The organism is Thalassospira australica, from assembly GCF_044790785.1.
Taxonomy (GTDB): domain Bacteria; phylum Pseudomonadota; class Alphaproteobacteria; order Rhodospirillales; family Thalassospiraceae; genus Thalassospira; species Thalassospira australica_A.
In genome coordinates this window covers 2,498,019-2,516,470 of the sequence record NZ_CP085258.1, presented here as the reverse complement: position 1 = coordinate 2,516,470, position 18,452 = coordinate 2,498,019, and the positions used below count along the sequence as shown (strand labels likewise).

Below are 18,452 nucleotides of genomic sequence, written 5' to 3'. Positions count from 1 at the left end.
GCCTAACGCTGCCGCAGAAGGCTTTGATAGCGGGCCTGACTTTGGCTGAGATGTTCGCGCATCGCCGTGCGGGCGGTTTCGGCATCGCGCGCGGCAATTGCATCAAAGATGCGATGATGTTCCGCCAGAATTTTCTGCATATAGTTTTTCTGGTCTTCGACCTCGGGCGGGCGGCGGCGTAATTGCGCACGCGGAATGGTTTTATCGCCCAGATGTTCGAGAAACTCGACATAGCGCCGGTTGTTGGTCGCATCGGCAATCGCGCGGTGAAACTCGAAATCGGCCTTTTCGGTCGGGTTGCCTCTTTCGAACTGGTCGGTCATTTCTTGCAGGGCTTCGTAGATTTTAGCCTGCTGTGCCGCCGAACTTCGCGCACAGGCAAGACCAGCGGCCTCGATTTCGACTGCCATGCGCAGTTCAAGGACTTCAAGCACATCGGAAATTTGCGCGGAATCTACGACAAAAATTGCATTACCCAGTTTGCGCGGGCTGGGTGCCAGCACAAAAACACCGGCTCCCTGACGCGGTTCAAGCAATCCATCGGCCTTAAGGGCGGCGATGGCTTCGCGCACGACCGTGCGGCTTACGCCAAATTGCTCGGTTAGCACGGGCTCGGTCGGCAGTTTGCTGCCAGGCGTCCGCATGCCGCTTTCAATTTCGTGACGAAGGCTTGCAATGACCTTTTCGGTCAGCGAAACTTTTCGTGGCGCGTTCTGCGCGGAGTTGTTGCTCATTTTCTTGCTCTTCAAATCCGCTATGATCGGAACGGGATGTTAATACTCGTAAACTTAACATCCTGAAATAGTCCTACGATGTTGGTGACAGAAAGTCATCATATGATTTTGCTATAATGACGAGGCGACGACAATGGCCAAACCGGCTGAACCGGAATATCGCTGGAACAGTGGGCCGTTCAGGGTGGGGATTGTGCCCCGGGGCGGGGCCATTTCGCGGATCGACTGGATGCGTCCCGACGGCAACGGGGTGATCAACCTGTTGCGCCCGGTTGACGATTATTCCCTGACATCGGGCAATCCGTCGCATCTGGGATGTTTTCCGATGGTGCCGTTTGCCAACCGGCTGGCTTATGCCCAGTTCGAGTTCGATGGTAAAATCATCAATGTTCCGGCCAACCGTGCGCCAGACCCACATGCCATTCACGGATTTGGCATTGCATCCGTTTGGGATATCGAACGCCCGACGGTCGATGCCATCCGGTTCAATCACAAACATGACGATCCACAAACCGGCTTTGCCTATGTTGCATGGCAGCAGATCAAGGTCTCAAATGATTCCATTTCGGTTGAAATCGGCGTCCGCCATCTTGGTAGGGACCCGATGCCCTATGGGATCGGATTGCATCCGTGGTTCCCCGGCGGGAATGACGCATGGGTGCGATTTGTTGCGACCGATTGTTTCAGCACGGACGAAGGCAAATTGCCCACGACGCACACGGTGATTGATCTTGGCCGTGATTTTGCGGATGGCAAAAAGATCCGCCATCACAAGGGGCTTGATGTGCATTATGTCGGCTGGCACAAGCAGGCGGAAATGGCCTGGGCAGACCGGCAGTTAAGCCTGCTTCTGGAAGCCAGCGACACATTGTCAAACCTGCAGTTCTATATCCCGGAAAACGGCCAGACATTCTGTGTCGAGCCGGTATCCCATGTGCCGAACGTCCATAATCGCCCGGAATTCAAGGAATTCGGCGATGTCAGAGTGCTGGGTTATAACGATACCCTGTCGGGTAGCATGACCCTGACACCAAGCCTTTTGACCGGATCGGATAATGGCCTTGTCGATGATGAAGAGGAACTGATCGGCAGGCGCGATTATTCACTGGTCGATTGATTACTTCCCCTTTACCCCGCCGGGATTTGCCGATAAAAATTACAAGTAAGAATGACAAGATAACAAGTTGACGGGGATTGGGGAAATGACCGGCTTGCAGCTTAAAATCCAGAAACGTGAAAAGCTTGCGGATCAGCTTTACGGGCAAATTCTGGAACAGATTGTATCGGGAAATCTGTCCGAAGGGGCCAAGCTGCCCTCTGAAAATGAAATATGCGCGTCCTTTGGCGTATCGCGCCCGGTTGTGCGCGAAGCGTTGCGCAAACTGCAATCTGATGGACTGGTCTATGCCCGTCAGGGCGTCGGGTCGTTCGTCAAGAAACGGCCACCGCAGGGGTTGATAGAGTTTGGCGGAATCAATGATGTTGCCGGGCTCCTGCGTTGTTTCGAAGCTCGTATCGCCATTGAGGGGGCAACTGCCCGCCTGGCCGCCGAGCGTGCCACCCTGCGCCATCATCGCGATATCGAACGTGCGCTGACCATGCTTGAAGACGGCATTGCTGCGGGTGGAATCGCCGATCAGGCCGATTTCGATTTTCACATGTCCATCGCACGCGCCAGTGGCAACGATATCTTTGTCACCATGCTCAATTCCCTGCATGGTGTGATTGCCAAAAGCATGAATGTCGCGCTGAACATCACACGGACCGGATCGGCCGAGCGGGTGAAAAAGGTTCTTTTGGAACATCGCCAGATTTATGATGCGATCCGAGGCCAGGATGGTGAAAGTGCGGAATTGCTGATGCGTTACCACCTGCATCAGGCCCGCCAGCGGGTCACCGACCACGCTCGCGACATGTAACGCAGGACCCAAGCCAACAAACCGGCCTCTAAAGTTTCCACGTAAATTTGTTGACAAGTGCCCCTGTGCCCTTGCACACAAGTCATATGACGAATTGCGTCGGAATGAATACAGGAACGGATCATGTCAGGTGATATTTCGGCCGTACAGCAGCCCCGCATTCTGCTGGAAGAACGGTTTGAGCTGGGCGAATGCCCGAACTGGGACGGCGATAACAACCGTCTTTACTGGGCCGATATTGTTGGCCGGAAAATCCACGCACTTGATATTGAAACCGGGCAGCGTGACAGTTGGTCGTTCGAAAGCGAAGTCGGCTGTTTCGGTCTGACCGATCAGGGGCGGCTGGTTGTGGCGCTGAAAAGCGACATCATCCTGTTTGATCCGAAAACGGGTGATAGCGAAAAGCTGGCCGAGGTTGACGGCGACAATGACATGAGCCGTACCAATGACGGCAAGATCGGTCCGGACGGGGCATTCTGGGTCGGCACGATGGACCAGAATGCCGACAAACAACCGGTCGCATCGCTTTATCGCGTGACCGGTAAAGGGGAGGTCGAACACAAGGCTGGAGGGATCAAGATTTCCAACGGTCTGGCATGGTCGCCCGACGGGCGCATCATGTATCATTCGGATTCTCGCGGACCGTGGGTCAATCGCTGGGACTTCGATACCAAAACCGGCGTGATCAGCAATTGCCAGCGTTTCCTTGACCTTGACGACACGGTCGGACGCCCGGACGGGGCGGCGGTTGACATGGAAGGCTGTTATTGGAGTGCGGGTGTCTCGGCGGGCAAGCTGAACCGGTTTGCACCCGACGGCACATTGTTGCAATCAATTGATATGCCGATGCCCAATCCGACCATGCCGTGCTTTGGCGGGGAGGATATGAAAACGCTTTATGTCACCAGTCACATGGAAAATTACCTGACTGATAAACGCGCCGAATTCCCTGATGCGGGCAAGCTTGTCATGTTGCGGGTTGATGTGGCTGGCGTGCCGGTCACCCGTTTCAGTGAAGATATATAGATTCTGAAAACAAAGGGGCCGTGCGACTCAAATCGCACGGCCCCTTTGCCATTTTCTATTCCGTTTCAGGCGGTTTTGATTTCGGCGCGTACAGTGCCGACACCTTCAAAAATCGCTTCGATACGGCCATGTTTGGTCAGGGTCGGCGGGGCACAGGCCCCGGTCGTGATGACATCGCCTGTTTTTAAATTCTGGCCGCGTTTGGCGAGAAACCGCACCAGATAAGCCAACCCGCCAAATGGATCAGGCCATGCGGTGGGATCACTGTTTTGTGCCAGAATCTTGTCATCGGACCGTGTTTCTACCGGGCCATTCAGAAACGCCATATCGCGCCAATCGGCAATTTCCGGACCAAGTACCAGATAGCCGGTGGAATTCAAATCGGCCAGTGTCGAGACCGGTCCCTGCTTTTCGATAAACCGGCGATCTGCGATCTCTATAGCCAGATGCACGCTTTTGATGTGATCAAGGATCGCTTTGGCGTTGGCATTGGCATCAGGAGTGCTGGCCATGACCACGGCAATCTCGGCCTCGATATTCGGGAAATGGACATCATTTGTGGTGATGGTGGCCCCGTCGGAAATGATCCGGCCATCAAGCAACGGCCCGATCAACGGCCCGTCAAGCCCAAGCCCTGCCTGTGCGGCAGGTGTTGCCACCGAAAGCTTCCAGCCGGTTTGTTTCGCGCCGCTCAGGGCAAGGGTCGCCTGCTGAATTTTGTACGCCGTTTCGAAGTTGGTCGGGTTGGTTCCTTCGGGCAAGGGATCGATCAGGATGTTTTGGGTGAAAGCATCGGCCAGAATTCGGCTTGCCTTGGTGATGTCTGTCATTCCCTGTGCCTATCCTTCTGTTTTTGAGGTCTTTTTCTTGGTGCTCTCAACAGCCTAGCGTCGCATTCGAGTGAAGTCATCATATCAATTTCCGGGAGTCGTGTCTTTTTGATGCAGGTTGCGTTTGTATGATGATTTTCGATAAAGGCGATAACGGTGGATGATCCCGGAAAGTGGCGGTTTTACACCCATGCTAGAGTCATTAAAGTAATATGATTGACACAGTAATATGATGAATTTATAGAATCATCATAGGTTATGTCGACGCTTTATGAATTGAAGGACGTTTTATGCATTATCAGGAACTGAAAACGGCAATTGGTGCCGGTCTCCTTTCTTTCCCGGTTACGCCGTTCAATGCGGATGGTTCGCTGGATATGAATACCTATCGCACGCATGTCGGCTGGCTGGCGCAATATCCGGCAGCAGCCCTGTTTGCGGCTGGTGGCACCGGGGAGTTTTTCTCACTGACCCCGGCGGAAGTCGTTCAGACCGTGCGTGTCGCCAAGGAAGTCGCAGGCAGCACCCCGATCATTGCCGGTTGCGGTTATGGCACCGCCATGGCAGTCGAACTGGCCCGCGAATGTGAAAAGGCCGGTGCCGATGGCCTGCTTTTGCTGCCGCAATATCTGGTAGGTGCCAAGCAGGAAGGCATGTATGAGCGCGTCAAGGCGGTCTGCAATGCGGTCAGGATCGGTGTGATCGTTTACAACCGTGACAATGCGATCCTGTCGGCTGAAACGCTTTCCAAATTATGTGAGGAATGCCCGAACCTTGTCGGTTTCAAGGATGGTCACGGCGATATCGAACTGGTAACACGCGTTTGTGTCACCATGGGAGATCGCCTTTCTTATATTGGTGGAATGCCGACGGCCGAAGTTTTTGCCAAGGCTTATAAGGCAGCGGGCGTTACGACCTATTCGTCGGCAATCTTCAACTTCCTGCCCAAGCAGGCGCTGGAATTCTATGACGCGCTGACGCGCGATGACGATGCGACGATGAACCGTATCCTGACCGAATTCTTCTATCCGTATCTGGCGGTGCGTGATCGCGGCACAGGTTATGCCGTATCGATCGTCAAGGCCGGCATGCGGGTTATCGGGCGCGATACCGGCCCGGTGCGCAGCCCGTTGACCGATCTGAGCCGTGAAGAACATGACATGCTGGCGAAGGTTATTCGCAAGGCGTTCGGCGAGGACGCGTTGAAAGTAGCCTAAGCTGCAACCCGGCAGGTGGCTTCTGCCGGGGCTACCTGCGACGCTGAAAAAGCAAATAGCGCGCAATAAACAGTTGTCAGGTAAAGCATTGCTTGTTCTTACAAGTAACAAGATGTAACGTTTCCTGACAACAACTGGTCCCATCAGGGAAAACAAGACTTTAACGTTGAACGACATAAAGTCACGGGAGGAATACCAATGAACAAGTTTCTGAAAACCACAACACTGACAATTGCCGCAGCGGCAATGTCGGTCGCCTTTGTCTCGGGTGCCGAAGCCCGCGAATGGCGCGGCTGGAATATCCATCCGGCAGACTATCCGGTTTCGACCGGGATGGAAGAGTTTGCCCGTCTGGTGAACGAAAAGTCGAATGGCGAACTGGAAGCCAAGGTCTTTCACGGCGGAGTTCTGGGCAACCAGCCGGATGCGATCGAACAGGTTCGTCTGGGCGGTCTGGACTGGGCCGTGTTTAACCTGGGTCCGCTGGGCGAAGTCGCACCGGAAGCAAACGTGGTTTCGCTGCCCTTCATTTTCAAAAGTGTCGATGCCATGCATCAAGTTATGGATGGCCCGGCAGGCGAACAGATTGCCGAAGGTCTTGCAAATGCAGGCTTGCAGGCGCTTGGCTGGTACGATTCTGGCGCACGTTCCTTCTATAACACCCACAAACCGATCACGACGCCGGACGATGTTAAAGGCATGAAAATTCGCGTCATGAGCAACGATCTTTATGTTCGTATGATCGCGTCGCTTGGCGGGAATGCTACGCCGCTGGAGTACAGTGCGGTCTATCAGTCGCTTCAGACCGGTGTGATCGACGGTGCGGAAAACAACTATCCGTCCTATGACAGCTCGGGCCATTTCGAAGCGGCCAAATATTATTCGGTAACCGAACACCTGATCCTGCCGGAATGCCTGTGCGTCAACAAGGCGCTCTATGACGGTCTGTCGGATGATGAAAAGAAAATCCTGCAGGAAGCAGCCGATGAGTCGGTAAAAGTTCAGCGTGCTGCGTGGGCAGAGCGTGCATTGCAGTCGAAACAGAAAATGATCGACGCTGGTGTCGAGATCAACGAAATCGCGGATAAAACTCCGTTCCAGAATGCGATGCAGCCGGTCTATGACAGCTTCGTCGAGGAAAACCCGGAATTGGAAAGCCTTGTGACGGCAATCCAGGACGCCCAGAAGTAATCGGTCTTTGGCAAGGGTGGCTTTATCGGCCACCCTTGCCAGTTGTGCCTTGAAAAGGTTCGATTCCACATCCGCGCGCTTTTCGGGGCTGTTTCCATTATTTTTCCGGCAACGAGTGAATGTTGACACAAGTAACAGTGATGCTTGATCGTTTTGGGCGCTGGCTGGCGCTGTTCTTCAATCTGGTCGGTGGGATGGCGATGGTTGCGTTGATCCCCAGTTTTGCCTGGCTGGTTTTCGGGAGATACGTTCTGAATTCTACCCCGACCTGGGTTGAACAGGTTTCCATGATCCTGATGGTTTTGATTACATTCCCGGTTGCGGCGGCCTGCGTTCGCGATAACAGCCATCTTTCGGTATCGTTCCTGCGGGATGCCTTGCCTGCGCGGTTCGGGGCTAGCCTTGCAATCATCAGCTACGTGGCGATGGTGGTATTTGGGTGTTTCATGCTGATGGGCGGGATCGAACTGGTGATCTTCAGCTGGAACAAGCGTATTCCAATCATCCATATATCCGATGGCTGGCGCTTTATGCCGATGGCCGCCTGCGGGGCGGGGATCGCCTATTACAGTCTGCTGCACATCCTGCGCATTCTTGTCGGCTGGAATACCATCGTACAAAGTCCCAACTATCACGACGCATTGCTTGACGAGGATACAAATTAAATGGGCATGACCATCCTTTTGGGCCTGTTTGCCATTGGCATTCTCATTGGCATGCCCGTTGCCATTTCTCTTGGCGTTGCCGCACTTGCGACTTTCTTTTTCGAGGGGCTGCCAACCCTCATTGCGTTTCAGCGGATCGGATCCGGTGTAAGTGCATTCTCGCTGCTGGCCATTCCGTTCTTTATCTTTGCCGGTGAATTGATGCTGCATGGCGGGATTGCCAATCGGTTGGTGCAGTTTGCAACCGCTTTAGTCGGTAATCGCCGTGGTGGGCTTGGCATTGTGAACGTGTTTTCGTCCATGCTGTTTGGCGGTATTTCGGGTTCGGCCGTGGCCGATACTTCGGCCCTTGGCTCGATCCTGATCCCGGTAATGAAGAAGGAAGGCTATCGCGCCGATTATGCGGTCAACGTTACTGTGACCTCGTCGATTGCCGGTATCATGATCCCGCCCAGCCATAACATGATCCTGTATGCGGTGGCCGCCGGCGGCGGTATTTCGATTTCCAAATTGTTCATGGCCGGACTGGTACCGGGTGTAATGATGTGTGTGCTGCTTGGTCTGGCGACCTGGTTGGTGGCAATCAAGCATGGTTATCCGTCTGTTCCGTTTCCTGGGTGGCGCGTTGTCGTACGCTCGGCTATTCGTGCAATTCCGGGCTTCTTCACCGCTGTCATCATTGTCGGCGGGGTTTTGAGTGGTGTCTTCACTGTCACGGAGTCCGGTGCCATTGGTGTGGCCTATGCGCTGATTATCACCGGGCTTGTCTATCGCGAACTTAACTGGGCCGGTTTTATCGCGGCGGTCAAGCAATCGGCCAAGACGACGGCATTGGTCATGTTGTTGGTCGGGTGTGCGTCGCTTTACGGTTATATGTTGGCCTTTTATCAGGTGCCTGACGCACTGGCTTCGGCCATCACTTCGATTACCGATAATCCGATCATGGTTCTGCTGATGATCAATGTCATGCTCTTGGTCGCAGGCATGATTATGGATATGGCGGCATTGATCCTGATCTGCACGCCGATCTTCCTGCCTTTGGCCGTTTCGGTCGGTATGGACCCGATCCAGTTCGGCATGGTTCTGATGATGAATTTGGGCCTTGGCCTCTGTACGCCGCCGGTGGGGTCCTGCCTGTTTGTCGGCTGTGCGATTGGCGGGGTGAAGATCGAGAAGGCCGTCATGACGATCTGGCCGTTCTATCTGGCGATCCTGACCGCCCTTATGCTGACAACCTATGTGCCTGCGATCTCGCTGACGCTGCCGAACCTTGTGTTCGGTGGGGGCTGATCGCGGACCAAGATGACTTCAAAGAGGAAGACGATGAAACGTTTGCTGATTACCGGTGCTGCCGGCAACCTTGGGAAAATCCTGCGCGAAGGGCTTAAAGGCTATGCCGATGTTCTGCGTCTGTCCGATATCGCACCAATGGACCCGGCCGGCCCGGGCGAGGAAGTCGTACCGTGCGATCTTTCGGATCGTGCCGCCGTGCATGAACTGACCAAGGATTGCGACGGGATCATTCATCTGGGCGGGATTTCGATCGAAGCCGCATTTGATGATCTGTTGCAGGCCAATTTCCTTGGTACCTACAACCTGTATGAAGGTGCACGCAAAAACGGCAAGCCCCGAATCCTGTTTGCCAGTTCGAATCATGCCATCGGATTTCACAAGCGCACCACCAAGCTCGATGACAAATCCGAACTGCGGCCCGACAGTCTTTATGGTGTGACCAAATGCTATGGCGAGGCACTGGCGAGCTACTATTACGACAAGTTTGATGTCGAAACCGTCTCGCTTCGCATCGGATCGTGCTTCGAAAAGCCGAAAGATCGCCGGATGCTGTCAACCTGGATGAGCCCGCGCGATTTTATTTCGCTCATGAAGGCAGTGTTTGATGCACCGATGACCGGTCACCTGGTGATGTATGGGGTTTCGAACAACCGTACCAAATGGTGGTGCAACGACCACGCCGATCTGATCGGCTGGCAGCCGCAGGACAGTTCCGATATCTTCCGCGAGGAAATCGAAGCAGCCTTTCCGCCCGAAGATCGCCACGACCCGGCTGTGATCTATCAGGGGGGCGGATTTGCCGCCAAAGGTCACTTCGAAGACTGATCTTCGACACTGATTAAATGCACAAAGGCCCGTATTTCGCGGGCCTTTGTTATTTTCGGAGTGAAAAAATTCTGCCCGGCTTCGTCTATTAAAGTATCAGCCCGTCTCGGGCCTTTATGACCGGCATGGGGAATTGGATGTTCAGATCAAGCACACCGGCAGACGATATTGTGCTGTTTGAGATGGTTGATGCCCAAAGTGCTGCGGATGGCGAAGCCTATATCAAGGCTCTTTATCAACTTTCGGTCCGTACGCAACCGGCATTGTTGATCATGCTGATTAAAGGACAGGTCGAACAGGATCACGAAACCCGTAAACAGGCGGCGTTTTGGTTCAAGGAGAATCGTGATCGACTGCTGCACTTCGCCAAGGGGCTGATCAGGGTCGAGGAAGACCATCATCACGAACATGATCATGCGGATGAGGTCGAAAACAGCAACTTCGCCAGAATGCTGCCTTTTCCCTTAAAGCATGCTCATAGCCTTGACGAAGCTTACAAGATGGCAAAAAACTGGCCACTTACATAGGCGCTGCTAGCGTTTGCGGATCGCCAGAAACAGGAAGTAAGTTGTTCCGATCAGGGCTGCGATCAGGCCGGTTGGCAATTGCTGCGGATAAAGCAGGTTTCTGGCCATCCATTCGGCCACCATCATCACATTTGCCCCGATCAGAACCGCACCGAGCAAATGCCCACCGGCAAGCCGATAACCGGCAATACGCGCCAGATGCGGTGCCATCAGCCCGACGAAGCTGAGGGGGCCGACAAGCAAGGTGGCACTGGCGGCAAGGATGGCAGCCAGTAGCATGATGAAGAACTGGAAGCCCGAAATACCAAGGCCCAGTGAGGTTGCCTGATCATTGCCAAACGATGCCAGTTCAAGTGGACGACGCACCGCAATCACCACAACCAGCAGGGCGGCGGTGACCCCGGCGACGATCAGGACTTCGTCCATGCGGGTGAAATAGGTTGTGCCCGCCAGCCATGAAATCAGCATCGATGTTTGCGTGCCGCTGCGGGTCAGTGCAATGCGCACAATCGAGCCCAGAATGGCGGTCAAGGCCAAGCCGTTGAGCAACAGGTAATGCGGGGCGTGGGTGAATTTCCGACAGAGCAGTAACAGCACAATCAGGGCAATGATCCCGCCGGCAGCGCCGATGAACATCAGTTCGGCACGTTGTCCGAAGCCGAAGAACACGAGGGCGATGATCATGGCGAGTGCTGTGGCGGAACTGACACCGGTGATTTCCGGGCTGGCCAGTGGATTGCGCCCGACGCGTTGAATTAACGTGCCGGAAACCGCCAGAGCCGCGCCGCAAATGATCGCGGCAAAGGTGCGTTCGGAGCGCTGAATAATGATATCGAAGAAGCTTTCACCGCCGGTTAGAAGCACAAAACCATGGCCGTTAAACGATACAAACAAAGATAAGCCCAAGCCTGTAACCAGCCCCAATACCAGTAGGAGGCTCAGCAGATTTTTCGAGACAATATGTTGATCGGGATGGTGGTCCTCGCTTTGTTGGCCGGGCATGATCCGGGCCTTGCGCAGGATTAGTATGATAAATGGTGCGCCGATCAATGCGGTGGCTGCACCGGTCGGAACGATGTCACCGCCAAGCCCGTTCATCTGCCGGACGAGGAAGTCGATACACAGTAATGCAAAGCCACCGGTCAACAGCGAATAGATCATCAGATCGCGCGAACGCGTCAGACCGGCAATGCGCAGGGCGGCGGGAACTGCCAGGCCGATAAAGCCGATCAGACCGGCAACTGAAATGACCGATGCGGTAATGAAGACGGCAAAGCCAAGGATCAAAAGCCGCAATATTGTGACGCGTGCGCCAAGCGAACTTGCAGTTTCGTCGCCAAGGGCAAGAAGATCAAGCGGGCGCGACAGCAACAGCACAACCGTAACACCGACCAGCAGGCGGGGCAAAACAAACTGCGTTGAGTCCCATCCATTTTGCGCGAGGTCACCCGCCCCCCACATGAATACCGATTGCAGATATTGTTCGTTAAACAGCAGAAAAATCTGCGTGCCCGATTGCAGCATCAGATTGATGATCATCCCGGCCAGGATCAGCCACAGCGTCGCATTGGCGCGCCGCGATGCGATCAGATAAACCGCGCCAAGGGCGAGCATACCCCCGGCAAGGGCTGCGGCTTCTTTGAACGGCGCCAAAGCCGCCGGGGCGAGAAGCAGGAAAACCGTCAGGGCAAATTCAACACCGGCACCAACCCCAAGTGTGGTCGGCGATGCCAAGGGATTGCGCAATACCGTCTGGATTGCAGCACCAGCCAAGGCCAGACCGGCACCGCAGATAAAGGCCATCGCGACACGGGGCAGGGTGCTGAAATGAAACAGGATCTGATCGAAATCGGTTTCATCGGGATGAAACAACACGTTCATCCCTGCCCCCTTTTGCAGGAATGGCCAAAGATCGTTGATCAGGATGGCAACCGAACAGATTGCAAGTACAAGGCACAGGATCGCCGGACCGCGATAGAAAAACCGGCTCATGTCACGGCTCGTTTCGCCGCTCATTTAACCGGGCCGCTTTCCATGCTTTCGGCAAGAAGCCGGGCAAAGCGCAGGGCGGATGGCATGCCGCCATAGGCCCAGACGACCGGCAGTTCGTAAACCCGGTCATTTCGCACGAAATCAAGGATTTTCCAGACCGGGGATGCCCATACCTTTTCACGGATTACATCAGGTACCGGGTTAAGATACACCAGCGTATCCTGTGCCCGGGGCCCAAGGATTTCGACCCCGCCCTTGGCAAAACCCCAATTGTTGACTGGCCCCTGGTAGGCCAGTGGCAGGTCCATTATTGCAAGTACTGTACCGGGCAGAGACGATTTACCATAAAGGCCGATATGGCTCTCGGAGACAAACTGGGTGATGGCAAGTGCGCGCCCCGGCGGCATGGCAGCCCGGATGCGATCGCCATATTCGGCGAATTTGTCATCGGCATCGGCAAGCCATGCGGCGGCCTCTGCCTCGCGACCGGTGGCTTTGGCGAGTGTATCGAAAAGTTTACGCGCTTCGGGCAGGGCATCGCGGTTGTTGTTATAGACTGACAATACGATGGTTGGGGCAATGGCATTGAAATTGTCATATGCCATTTCAAGGTCCTTGCTGATCACGATCAGGTCGGGTTTGGCATCACGCAGGGCTTCGATATTGGGTGCCGCGCGTTGGCCGATATCGGTGAAGTTTTGGGGAAGGTCGGGTTTGGCAACCCAATCAATATAATCCTGCGGATCGGCAATCGCGACCGGATCAAGTCCGAGTGCAATGACGGTTTCGGTGGTGGCCCAGTTGGTCACCGCAACGCGTTTTGCCGGGGTATCAAGGGTCAGCGTGCCGCGTTCATGTTCAATGGTGATCGGTTCAGCCTGCACAAATTTCGGCGCAAGCGGTGCGATCAAACCGGCGATCACGGACAGGCAAAGAAACAGGTGTCTGGTCATATCGATTTACGATCCGTGTGCTTCGGTGATGGCGTCGGCAAGCTGTTCGGCAAAACGTACCGCCGACAAAAGTCCGCCGAATGTCCAGCTTGCCGGGACTTCATAGACGGTGTTTTGCCGGTTGAATGGCAATGCCTTCCACACCGGGGAGGCAAACAGTCTGGTCTTTTCTGCCTCGGGCGTCGGTTCGATATAGGCGAAGTGGGCCGAGCCGAGTTTGGCAAGGTCGCCAATTTCGCCGTTGCTGAACCCCCAGCCATTGACCGCACCGGTCCAAGTGTTGGCAAAGCCCATCCGCGCCAGGGTCGATCCGAAAAGAGATGTGGTGCCGTGAATGCGGAAATGGGCATCGTCAAGGATGCGCACGACCGCGAACTTGGCATCGTCGCCAACCGCCTTGCGGATGCGGTCGGCAGCGGCGTCGATCTGCTGATTGGCGGATGCGATAATTTCTTCCGCCTTATCGCTGCGTCCGGTCAGTTTGCCGACATTGCGCATCAGGTCTTCGGCCTTGTCGATGGCGGGCTGATCGCTGTTATAGATCGAATAGACCATGGTGGGGGCGAAAGCCGAAAGCTTGTCATAGGCCATGGCGACGTCGCTGCTGATCAGAATGACTTCGGGGCGGCTGTCGCGCAGGGCTTCGAAATTCGGGGCCATACGGGTACCAAGGTCAATGAATTCGGCGGGCAATGCTGGTTCGACCACCCATTCGCGATAGCCGTCTGCCTCGGGGATGGCGACCGGATTAATGCCAAGGGCCAGAACCGTTTCGGTCAGTGACCAGTTCGATACGGCAATACGGGTCGGTGGGGTCGCGAAATTCACCGTTCCCATTTCGTGGATGTAGGTTTCGGCCGACGCGATTGATGCGGCAAGGATACCGGAGGCAATCATGCCGGAACAGGCGATGGATGCGATGAGGCGGTTTCGCATGGTCAGGACCCTAAGCTATGTAGCTGATATAATGGGCGGATTCCGGCAGGCGAATCACACCGATTTCGGTTTGGAAAATATCGCGAAGCGTGTCGGCCTGCATGAAATCGCCCGCTATTCCCTGCCAGCAGGTGCGGCCATCCCGAAGGGCCAAGATATGATCGGCAAAGCGTCCGACCATGTCGATATCATGCAGAACCGCGATCACCGTCAGGCCGATTTCGGATTTGAGGTTCGCCACCAGTTGCAGGATGTCACGCTGGTGACCAACATCAAGGGCCGAGGTCGGTTCATCAAGCAGCAGAATCGGAGCATCCTGTGCCAGCAGCATGGCAAGCCAGACACGTTGGCGTTCCCCACCCGAAAGGCTTGCAACAAAGCGGTCGGCAAAATCGGTGACATGGGTCATTTCCATGGCGCGTTCGATCTTTTCATGATCCTCCGCCCGATAGCGGCCAAAGGCACCGCGCCACGGATATCGGCCAAAGGCAACCAGTTCGCGCACACTGAGATGGGCGGGTACAATCGGGCTTTGCGGCAGATAGGCGACCTTGCGGGCGAAATCGCGCGTGCTGTGAGTATCGAGGATCCGGGTATCAAGCGTGATTTGCCCGGATGCCGGTTTGTTTTTGCGGGCGAGCAATTTCAAAAGCGTGCTTTTGCCCGATCCGTTATGTCCGACGATTGCGCTGAATTTGCCGGTCGGGAAGGATACCGAGATATCGCCCAGCAGCGTTTTCGGGTTCTTGCCTTCGCTTTGGAAGGAGACATTTTTCAGATCGAACATTGGGCGGAAACTCGCAAGAAGTCGGTACCGGTGCAAAATCGCGGATCACATCCGGCAAAGCAGGCTGCATGAATATGAGAATGCCTATCAATAACCTGATGAAAATGCAACCGAGTTGCGATTGTCCAGCACGGTTAAAATGGAACCTGGCTCAATCATCATACAAAATGACTTTTCAGATTTGCCCATTCGCGATAGCAATAGACATAACGATTTCCCTGCACCGGATCGTGGCCGGATGGTCGGCCGGTTTGTGTTAAAGGGACAGGTTAAAACGGGGAAAACCCGCCAGAATTTCAGGGAGATATCATGTCCAAAGTCAAAACGGTCCTGCCGAACTTACGCTGCACACTGGGCGAGGGGCCGCATTGGGATGCCGAGGATGGTGTCCTTTACTGGGTGGATATTGTCGGTAAAACAGCATTTGCATTGCGCCCGCGTGACGGTGGCTCGCGTAGTTGGACATTTGATCAGCCGGTATCGGCAATTGTGCCGCGCACAGGCGGCGGGCTTTTGGTGGCATTGGCCGACGGTTTGGCGTTTCTGGAGGCTGAAAGTGGACAGACGACCCCGTTTGTCGCCCCGGATGCGGATCATCCTGGCAACCGTTCGAACGAGGCGCGTGTCGATCCGGCGGGGCGGTTCTGGCACGGGACGATGCAAAACAATATCGGGCCGAATGGCGAAGACCTGCCGGTGACGGTATCGACCGGAACGCTGAACCGGGTGGAGCCGAATGGCGATATCAAACGCTTTGTCGCGGATGTCGGGATTTCCAATACGTTGCTGTGGTCGGCCGATGGGACAAAGATGTTCTTTGGCGACACGATCAGGAATACGCTGGATGTTTATGATTTCGACATGGCAACCGGCACACCATCCAATCCCAAACCGTTCTTTGGCCCGCACGAACGGGGCAATATGGATGGATCGGCGATGGATGCGGAAGGCTATATCTGGAATGCGCGCTGGGGGGGCAGCTGCCTGATCCGGTTTGCGCCGGATGGTTCGGTTGACCGCATCATCGAACTTCCGGTGACGCAGCCAACCAGTTGCGTGTTTGGCGGGCCGGACCTTAGAACACTTTATATCACGTCTGCATCGGTCGGGCTGGAAGGCAATGGCAACGAGCTTGAAGGTGCGTTGCTGTCGATTGAAACCGATGTGGCGGGGCAGGCTTGCACCCGGTTTGCCGGTTAAAGCAGGTATCAGGTTGTCCGGTGTCAGGCGGCTTTGCCGCCTGACAGTGCTGTAATGAAATCACATAACTTTAATCAGTAATTTTACCGATTTTTGGCCTTGGTTTTCTTGTTGTTTGCGGTCACGATTGCGGGTGGGGGACTACACCCGATAATAACACGAGCAAACTGAGGCCAGAATGAAACTCTCTTCATGGATTTGGGGAAGGTTGCGGGCGGTATTGATGATCGGGCTTCTGGTCCTGGTCACGGGCTGCGCCGGACTGCAATCCAATCAGGACCGGGTTACCGGCACCGTTGTTTTTCGCGAAAGGATCGCGCTGGCACCCAACAGTGCCAACCTTGTCGTGCGACTTCTTGACGTGTCAAAGGCCGACGCCCCGTCGGCCGAAATAGCATCCATCACCCAACCGGCGGCCAATCCGCCGATGGTGTTTATCCTGCCTTATGATGCCACACAGATTGATCCGCGCCATCGTTACGTGATCGAGGCCAAGATCGAAACCAAGAATGGCGATCTGCTGTTTCGCAATGAACAGGCATATCCCGTGCTGACCAACGATGCGCCTGATGATGTCGAGGTTCTGGTCAAGCGGGCCGGACCGGGATCAGCCGCGGCCGCGCGCAATGGCGGTAGTTCGGATGTTGAACGCGACGTTGCCGAGATCAAGGCACGCCTGCCCGATCTGCGGATGATCCCGGGCAGTTATAGTGCCGGGGACAGCAAGGCGACATTCAAGGCCTATGTCACTACCGATGGGCAGCCGGTCTATGTGGAGGAACATCGTGATCTTGGGCATTATGGCAAGTCGGATGTCAAATTCTATTACCGCAACGGCAAGCTTCTGCGATTTGTTGAAGATGCAAATCGCACAAATTTTGGCGGGGCAAGCGACGGTGATGCGCTGAACTTTAAGCTTAATCTTGATTTTGCCATGGGTCGCTTTGCCGGGGGAACAAAAACCGTCAATGGCACGCCGGGCACCCCGGACGAGCATGAAGTCAGCGGGGCGATGGCGCAAAGCAAGGTCGCGTTAAGTCGTATCGAAGCCGCCCTGGACGAGGCCGCAATGGCCCCGCTGACCGGACGCCAGACCTTTATCTGCGAGGATAAAAGCCGGTTTTATGCGACATTTGAAGGCCGTAAAGGTGAGGCGGTTGTGGAGTTCCTTGGCCGGGAGCCACTGGTTCTGAACATCAAGCGGACCGGGTCGGGATATGAATATGCCAACGAGATGTATTCGATCCGCGGCAAGGGGCAGGACGCCATCTGGACCGGGCCGAGCGGTTCGACCAAATGTGCTGTTTCGGCCGAAATTACCGGGCTTGCCCTGGCACCCGGTGATTTCCCGGTCGTCGATGTCGAGGAACTTGAAAAGCCCGACAACCCGGAATGGACACGCTTCATCAACGAACTGATGCCGGCAATCAATTCCTGCCTTGCGGTATCAAGCGGCGATCTGACATCGGTTCTGAAAGCTTGGCCGATGAACCACGGCATGATCGGAGTTCGCACGATCAATAGCAATGGCGGGCGGTATGATTGCCTGGCCCCGTCCGATGGACTTGGCGAAGTGCATACCGAACTGGTTGAAGCCAATACCAACCGTCTGCCCGGCGAGGGGGCCGTGCGCTTCACCCCGGCAAGCGGGGCCTATCCCGGCGGTGAATGTTTCAGCCACCAGCGGCTTGAACATAACGGCATCTTTATCGGCTGGCTGTCGCGCAATAATTGCACCAGCTAATTGCTGTATCGCCCATAAAATGAAAGCCCCGCAGCACTGTGAACTGACTGCGGGGCTTTTATTATAAGGTCATGGTCGTTTTATCGATGTGCCAACTCAATGTGCCATCTGGCCGGTGGCCTGAAGGATGCCGGTGGAACCCGAAAGAGCATCACCATTGCCAAGATTGATGCCGAGGAACCGGTGGCGATCAAAATGGCCGGGCATCAAAAGCCCGTTGGCAGGGGCCGCATGGAATCCGAAACGCGCGTAATAATCCGGGTCGCCAACCAGCAGAACCGAACGGTGCCCCGCTGACTGTGCAGCATTCAATGCCGCATACATCAAACCCGCGCCGACGCCCGAACCGTTATAAATTTTTTCCACCGCAAGCGGCCCCAGCAACAGCGCGGAACCGCTGTCGCCAGCATCAACATTCCACAACCGGACCGTCCCGATCATGTGTTTGCCATCAAAGGCGACAAACGCCAGACCGTCCGCCGGAAGACGGTCACGGCGCAGCAGTTCAGACGATTTCTGAAAGCGCGCCGGACCCATGACGCGATCAAGCAGCTTTTCACGTTCGACGTGCGAAAGGCTGTTTTCGCGATCAATTACGATCATCTATGTGATC

At 55.2% G+C, this 18,452-nt stretch carries 18 protein-coding genes; 11 read left to right on the top strand and 7 right to left on the bottom strand.

The window, feature by feature from the left end; genetic code table 11:
* Window positions 1–2 precede the first annotated feature (2 nt).
* Window positions 3–734, bottom strand: coding sequence for a FadR/GntR family transcriptional regulator (locus LG297_RS12015; RefSeq protein WP_404420518.1), 732 nt, complete (start codon window positions 732–734; stop codon window positions 3–5).
* Window positions 735–867: 133 nt separating this feature from the next.
* On the opposite strand from LG297_RS12015, the gene LG297_RS12010 reads away from it, so the two are divergent.
* The 3 genes from LG297_RS12010 (at window position 868) to LG297_RS12000 (ending at window position 3,679) form a co-directional block, all read left to right on the top strand.
* Complete coding sequence (locus LG297_RS12010) at window positions 868–1,851, top strand: aldose 1-epimerase (protein ID WP_404420516.1); 984 nt, start codon at window positions 868–870, stop codon at window positions 1,849–1,851.
* An 85-nt stretch (window positions 1,852–1,936) separates the two neighbouring features.
* The gene (locus tag LG297_RS12005) at window positions 1,937–2,653 is read left to right on the top strand and encodes a FadR/GntR family transcriptional regulator (protein WP_404420514.1); all 717 of its coding nucleotides are present in this window, start codon (window positions 1,937–1,939) and stop codon (window positions 2,651–2,653) included.
* Between the two features lie 123 nt (window positions 2,654–2,776).
* Window positions 2,777–3,679: an SMP-30/gluconolactonase/LRE family protein gene (locus LG297_RS12000; RefSeq protein ID WP_404420512.1), complete on the top strand. Its 903-nt coding sequence runs from the start codon at window positions 2,777–2,779 to the stop codon at window positions 3,677–3,679.
* Window positions 3,680–3,744: 65 nt separating this feature from the next.
* Here the strand turns inward: LG297_RS12000 and LG297_RS11995 are convergent, their stop codons facing one another.
* Window positions 3,745–4,509 (bottom strand): 2-keto-4-pentenoate hydratase, encoded by a 765-nt coding sequence (locus LG297_RS11995; protein WP_404420510.1) that lies wholly within the window; start codon window positions 4,507–4,509, stop codon window positions 3,745–3,747.
* A gap of 290 nt (window positions 4,510–4,799) precedes the next feature.
* On the opposite strand from LG297_RS11995, the gene kdgD reads away from it, so the two are divergent.
* From kdgD to LG297_RS11965, 6 genes are all read left to right on the top strand, one after another.
* A complete protein-coding gene (gene kdgD / locus LG297_RS11990; protein WP_404420508.1) occupies window positions 4,800–5,726 on the top strand; it encodes a 5-dehydro-4-deoxyglucarate dehydratase in 927 nt (308 codons plus the stop codon).
* Window positions 5,727–5,924: 198 nt separating this feature from the next.
* On the top strand, window positions 5,925–6,917 hold the full coding sequence (locus LG297_RS11985; RefSeq protein WP_404420506.1) for a TRAP transporter substrate-binding protein: 993 nt from the start codon (window positions 5,925–5,927) through the stop codon (window positions 6,915–6,917).
* Between the two features lie 119 nt (window positions 6,918–7,036).
* Window positions 7,037–7,582, top strand: coding sequence for a TRAP transporter small permease (locus tag LG297_RS11980; RefSeq protein WP_404420504.1), 546 nt, complete (start codon window positions 7,037–7,039; stop codon window positions 7,580–7,582).
* A complete protein-coding gene (locus LG297_RS11975) occupies window positions 7,583–8,872 on the top strand; it encodes a TRAP transporter large permease (protein ID WP_404420502.1) in 1,290 nt (429 codons plus the stop codon).
* A 33-nt stretch (window positions 8,873–8,905) separates the two neighbouring features.
* On the top strand, window positions 8,906–9,700 hold the full coding sequence (locus LG297_RS11970) for an NAD-dependent epimerase/dehydratase family protein (RefSeq protein ID WP_404420500.1): 795 nt from the start codon (window positions 8,906–8,908) through the stop codon (window positions 9,698–9,700).
* Window positions 9,701–9,837: 137 nt separating this feature from the next.
* Window positions 9,838–10,227 carry a hypothetical protein gene (locus tag LG297_RS11965; RefSeq protein WP_404420498.1) on the top strand — a complete coding sequence of 130 codons (390 nt, stop codon included), beginning with the start codon at window positions 9,838–9,840 and terminating at the stop codon, window positions 10,225–10,227.
* 6 nt (window positions 10,228–10,233) lie between these two features.
* Here LG297_RS11965 and fhuB read toward each other — a convergent pair whose 3' ends face one another.
* From fhuB to LG297_RS11945, 4 genes are read right to left on the bottom strand one after another with little or no spacing between them, the layout of a single operon-like run.
* Window positions 10,234–12,243 (bottom strand): Fe(3+)-hydroxamate ABC transporter permease FhuB, encoded by a 2,010-nt coding sequence (fhuB, locus tag LG297_RS11960; protein ID WP_404420496.1) that lies wholly within the window; start codon window positions 12,241–12,243, stop codon window positions 10,234–10,236.
* The gene (locus LG297_RS11955) at window positions 12,240–13,172 is read right to left on the bottom strand and encodes an ABC transporter substrate-binding protein (protein ID WP_404420494.1); all 933 of its coding nucleotides are present in this window, start codon (window positions 13,170–13,172) and stop codon (window positions 12,240–12,242) included. The genes fhuB and LG297_RS11955 overlap by 4 nt, the downstream gene beginning before the upstream one ends.
* 6 nt (window positions 13,173–13,178) lie before the next feature.
* A complete protein-coding gene (locus LG297_RS11950) occupies window positions 13,179–14,108 on the bottom strand; it encodes an iron-siderophore ABC transporter substrate-binding protein (RefSeq protein ID WP_404420492.1) in 930 nt (309 codons plus the stop codon).
* Window positions 14,109–14,118: 10 nt separating this feature from the next.
* Window positions 14,119–14,895: an ABC transporter ATP-binding protein gene (locus LG297_RS11945; protein ID WP_404420490.1), complete on the bottom strand. Its 777-nt coding sequence runs from the start codon at window positions 14,893–14,895 to the stop codon at window positions 14,119–14,121.
* A gap of 309 nt (window positions 14,896–15,204) precedes the next feature.
* Between LG297_RS11945 and LG297_RS11940 the strand changes: the two genes are divergently transcribed.
* Both LG297_RS11940 and LG297_RS11935 read left to right on the top strand, forming a co-directional pair.
* Window positions 15,205–16,095 (top strand): SMP-30/gluconolactonase/LRE family protein, encoded by an 891-nt coding sequence (locus LG297_RS11940; protein ID WP_404420488.1) that lies wholly within the window; start codon window positions 15,205–15,207, stop codon window positions 16,093–16,095.
* A 178-nt stretch (window positions 16,096–16,273) separates the two neighbouring features.
* Window positions 16,274–17,839 carry a YbaY family lipoprotein gene (locus LG297_RS11935; protein ID WP_404420486.1) on the top strand — a complete coding sequence of 522 codons (1,566 nt, stop codon included), beginning with the start codon at window positions 16,274–16,276 and terminating at the stop codon, window positions 17,837–17,839.
* 96 nt (window positions 17,840–17,935) lie between these two features.
* On the opposite strand, the gene LG297_RS11930 is transcribed toward LG297_RS11935, so the two are convergent.
* A complete protein-coding gene (locus tag LG297_RS11930) occupies window positions 17,936–18,442 on the bottom strand; it encodes a GNAT family N-acetyltransferase (RefSeq protein WP_404420484.1) in 507 nt (168 codons plus the stop codon).
* Between the last annotated feature and the right edge of the window lie 10 nt (window positions 18,443–18,452).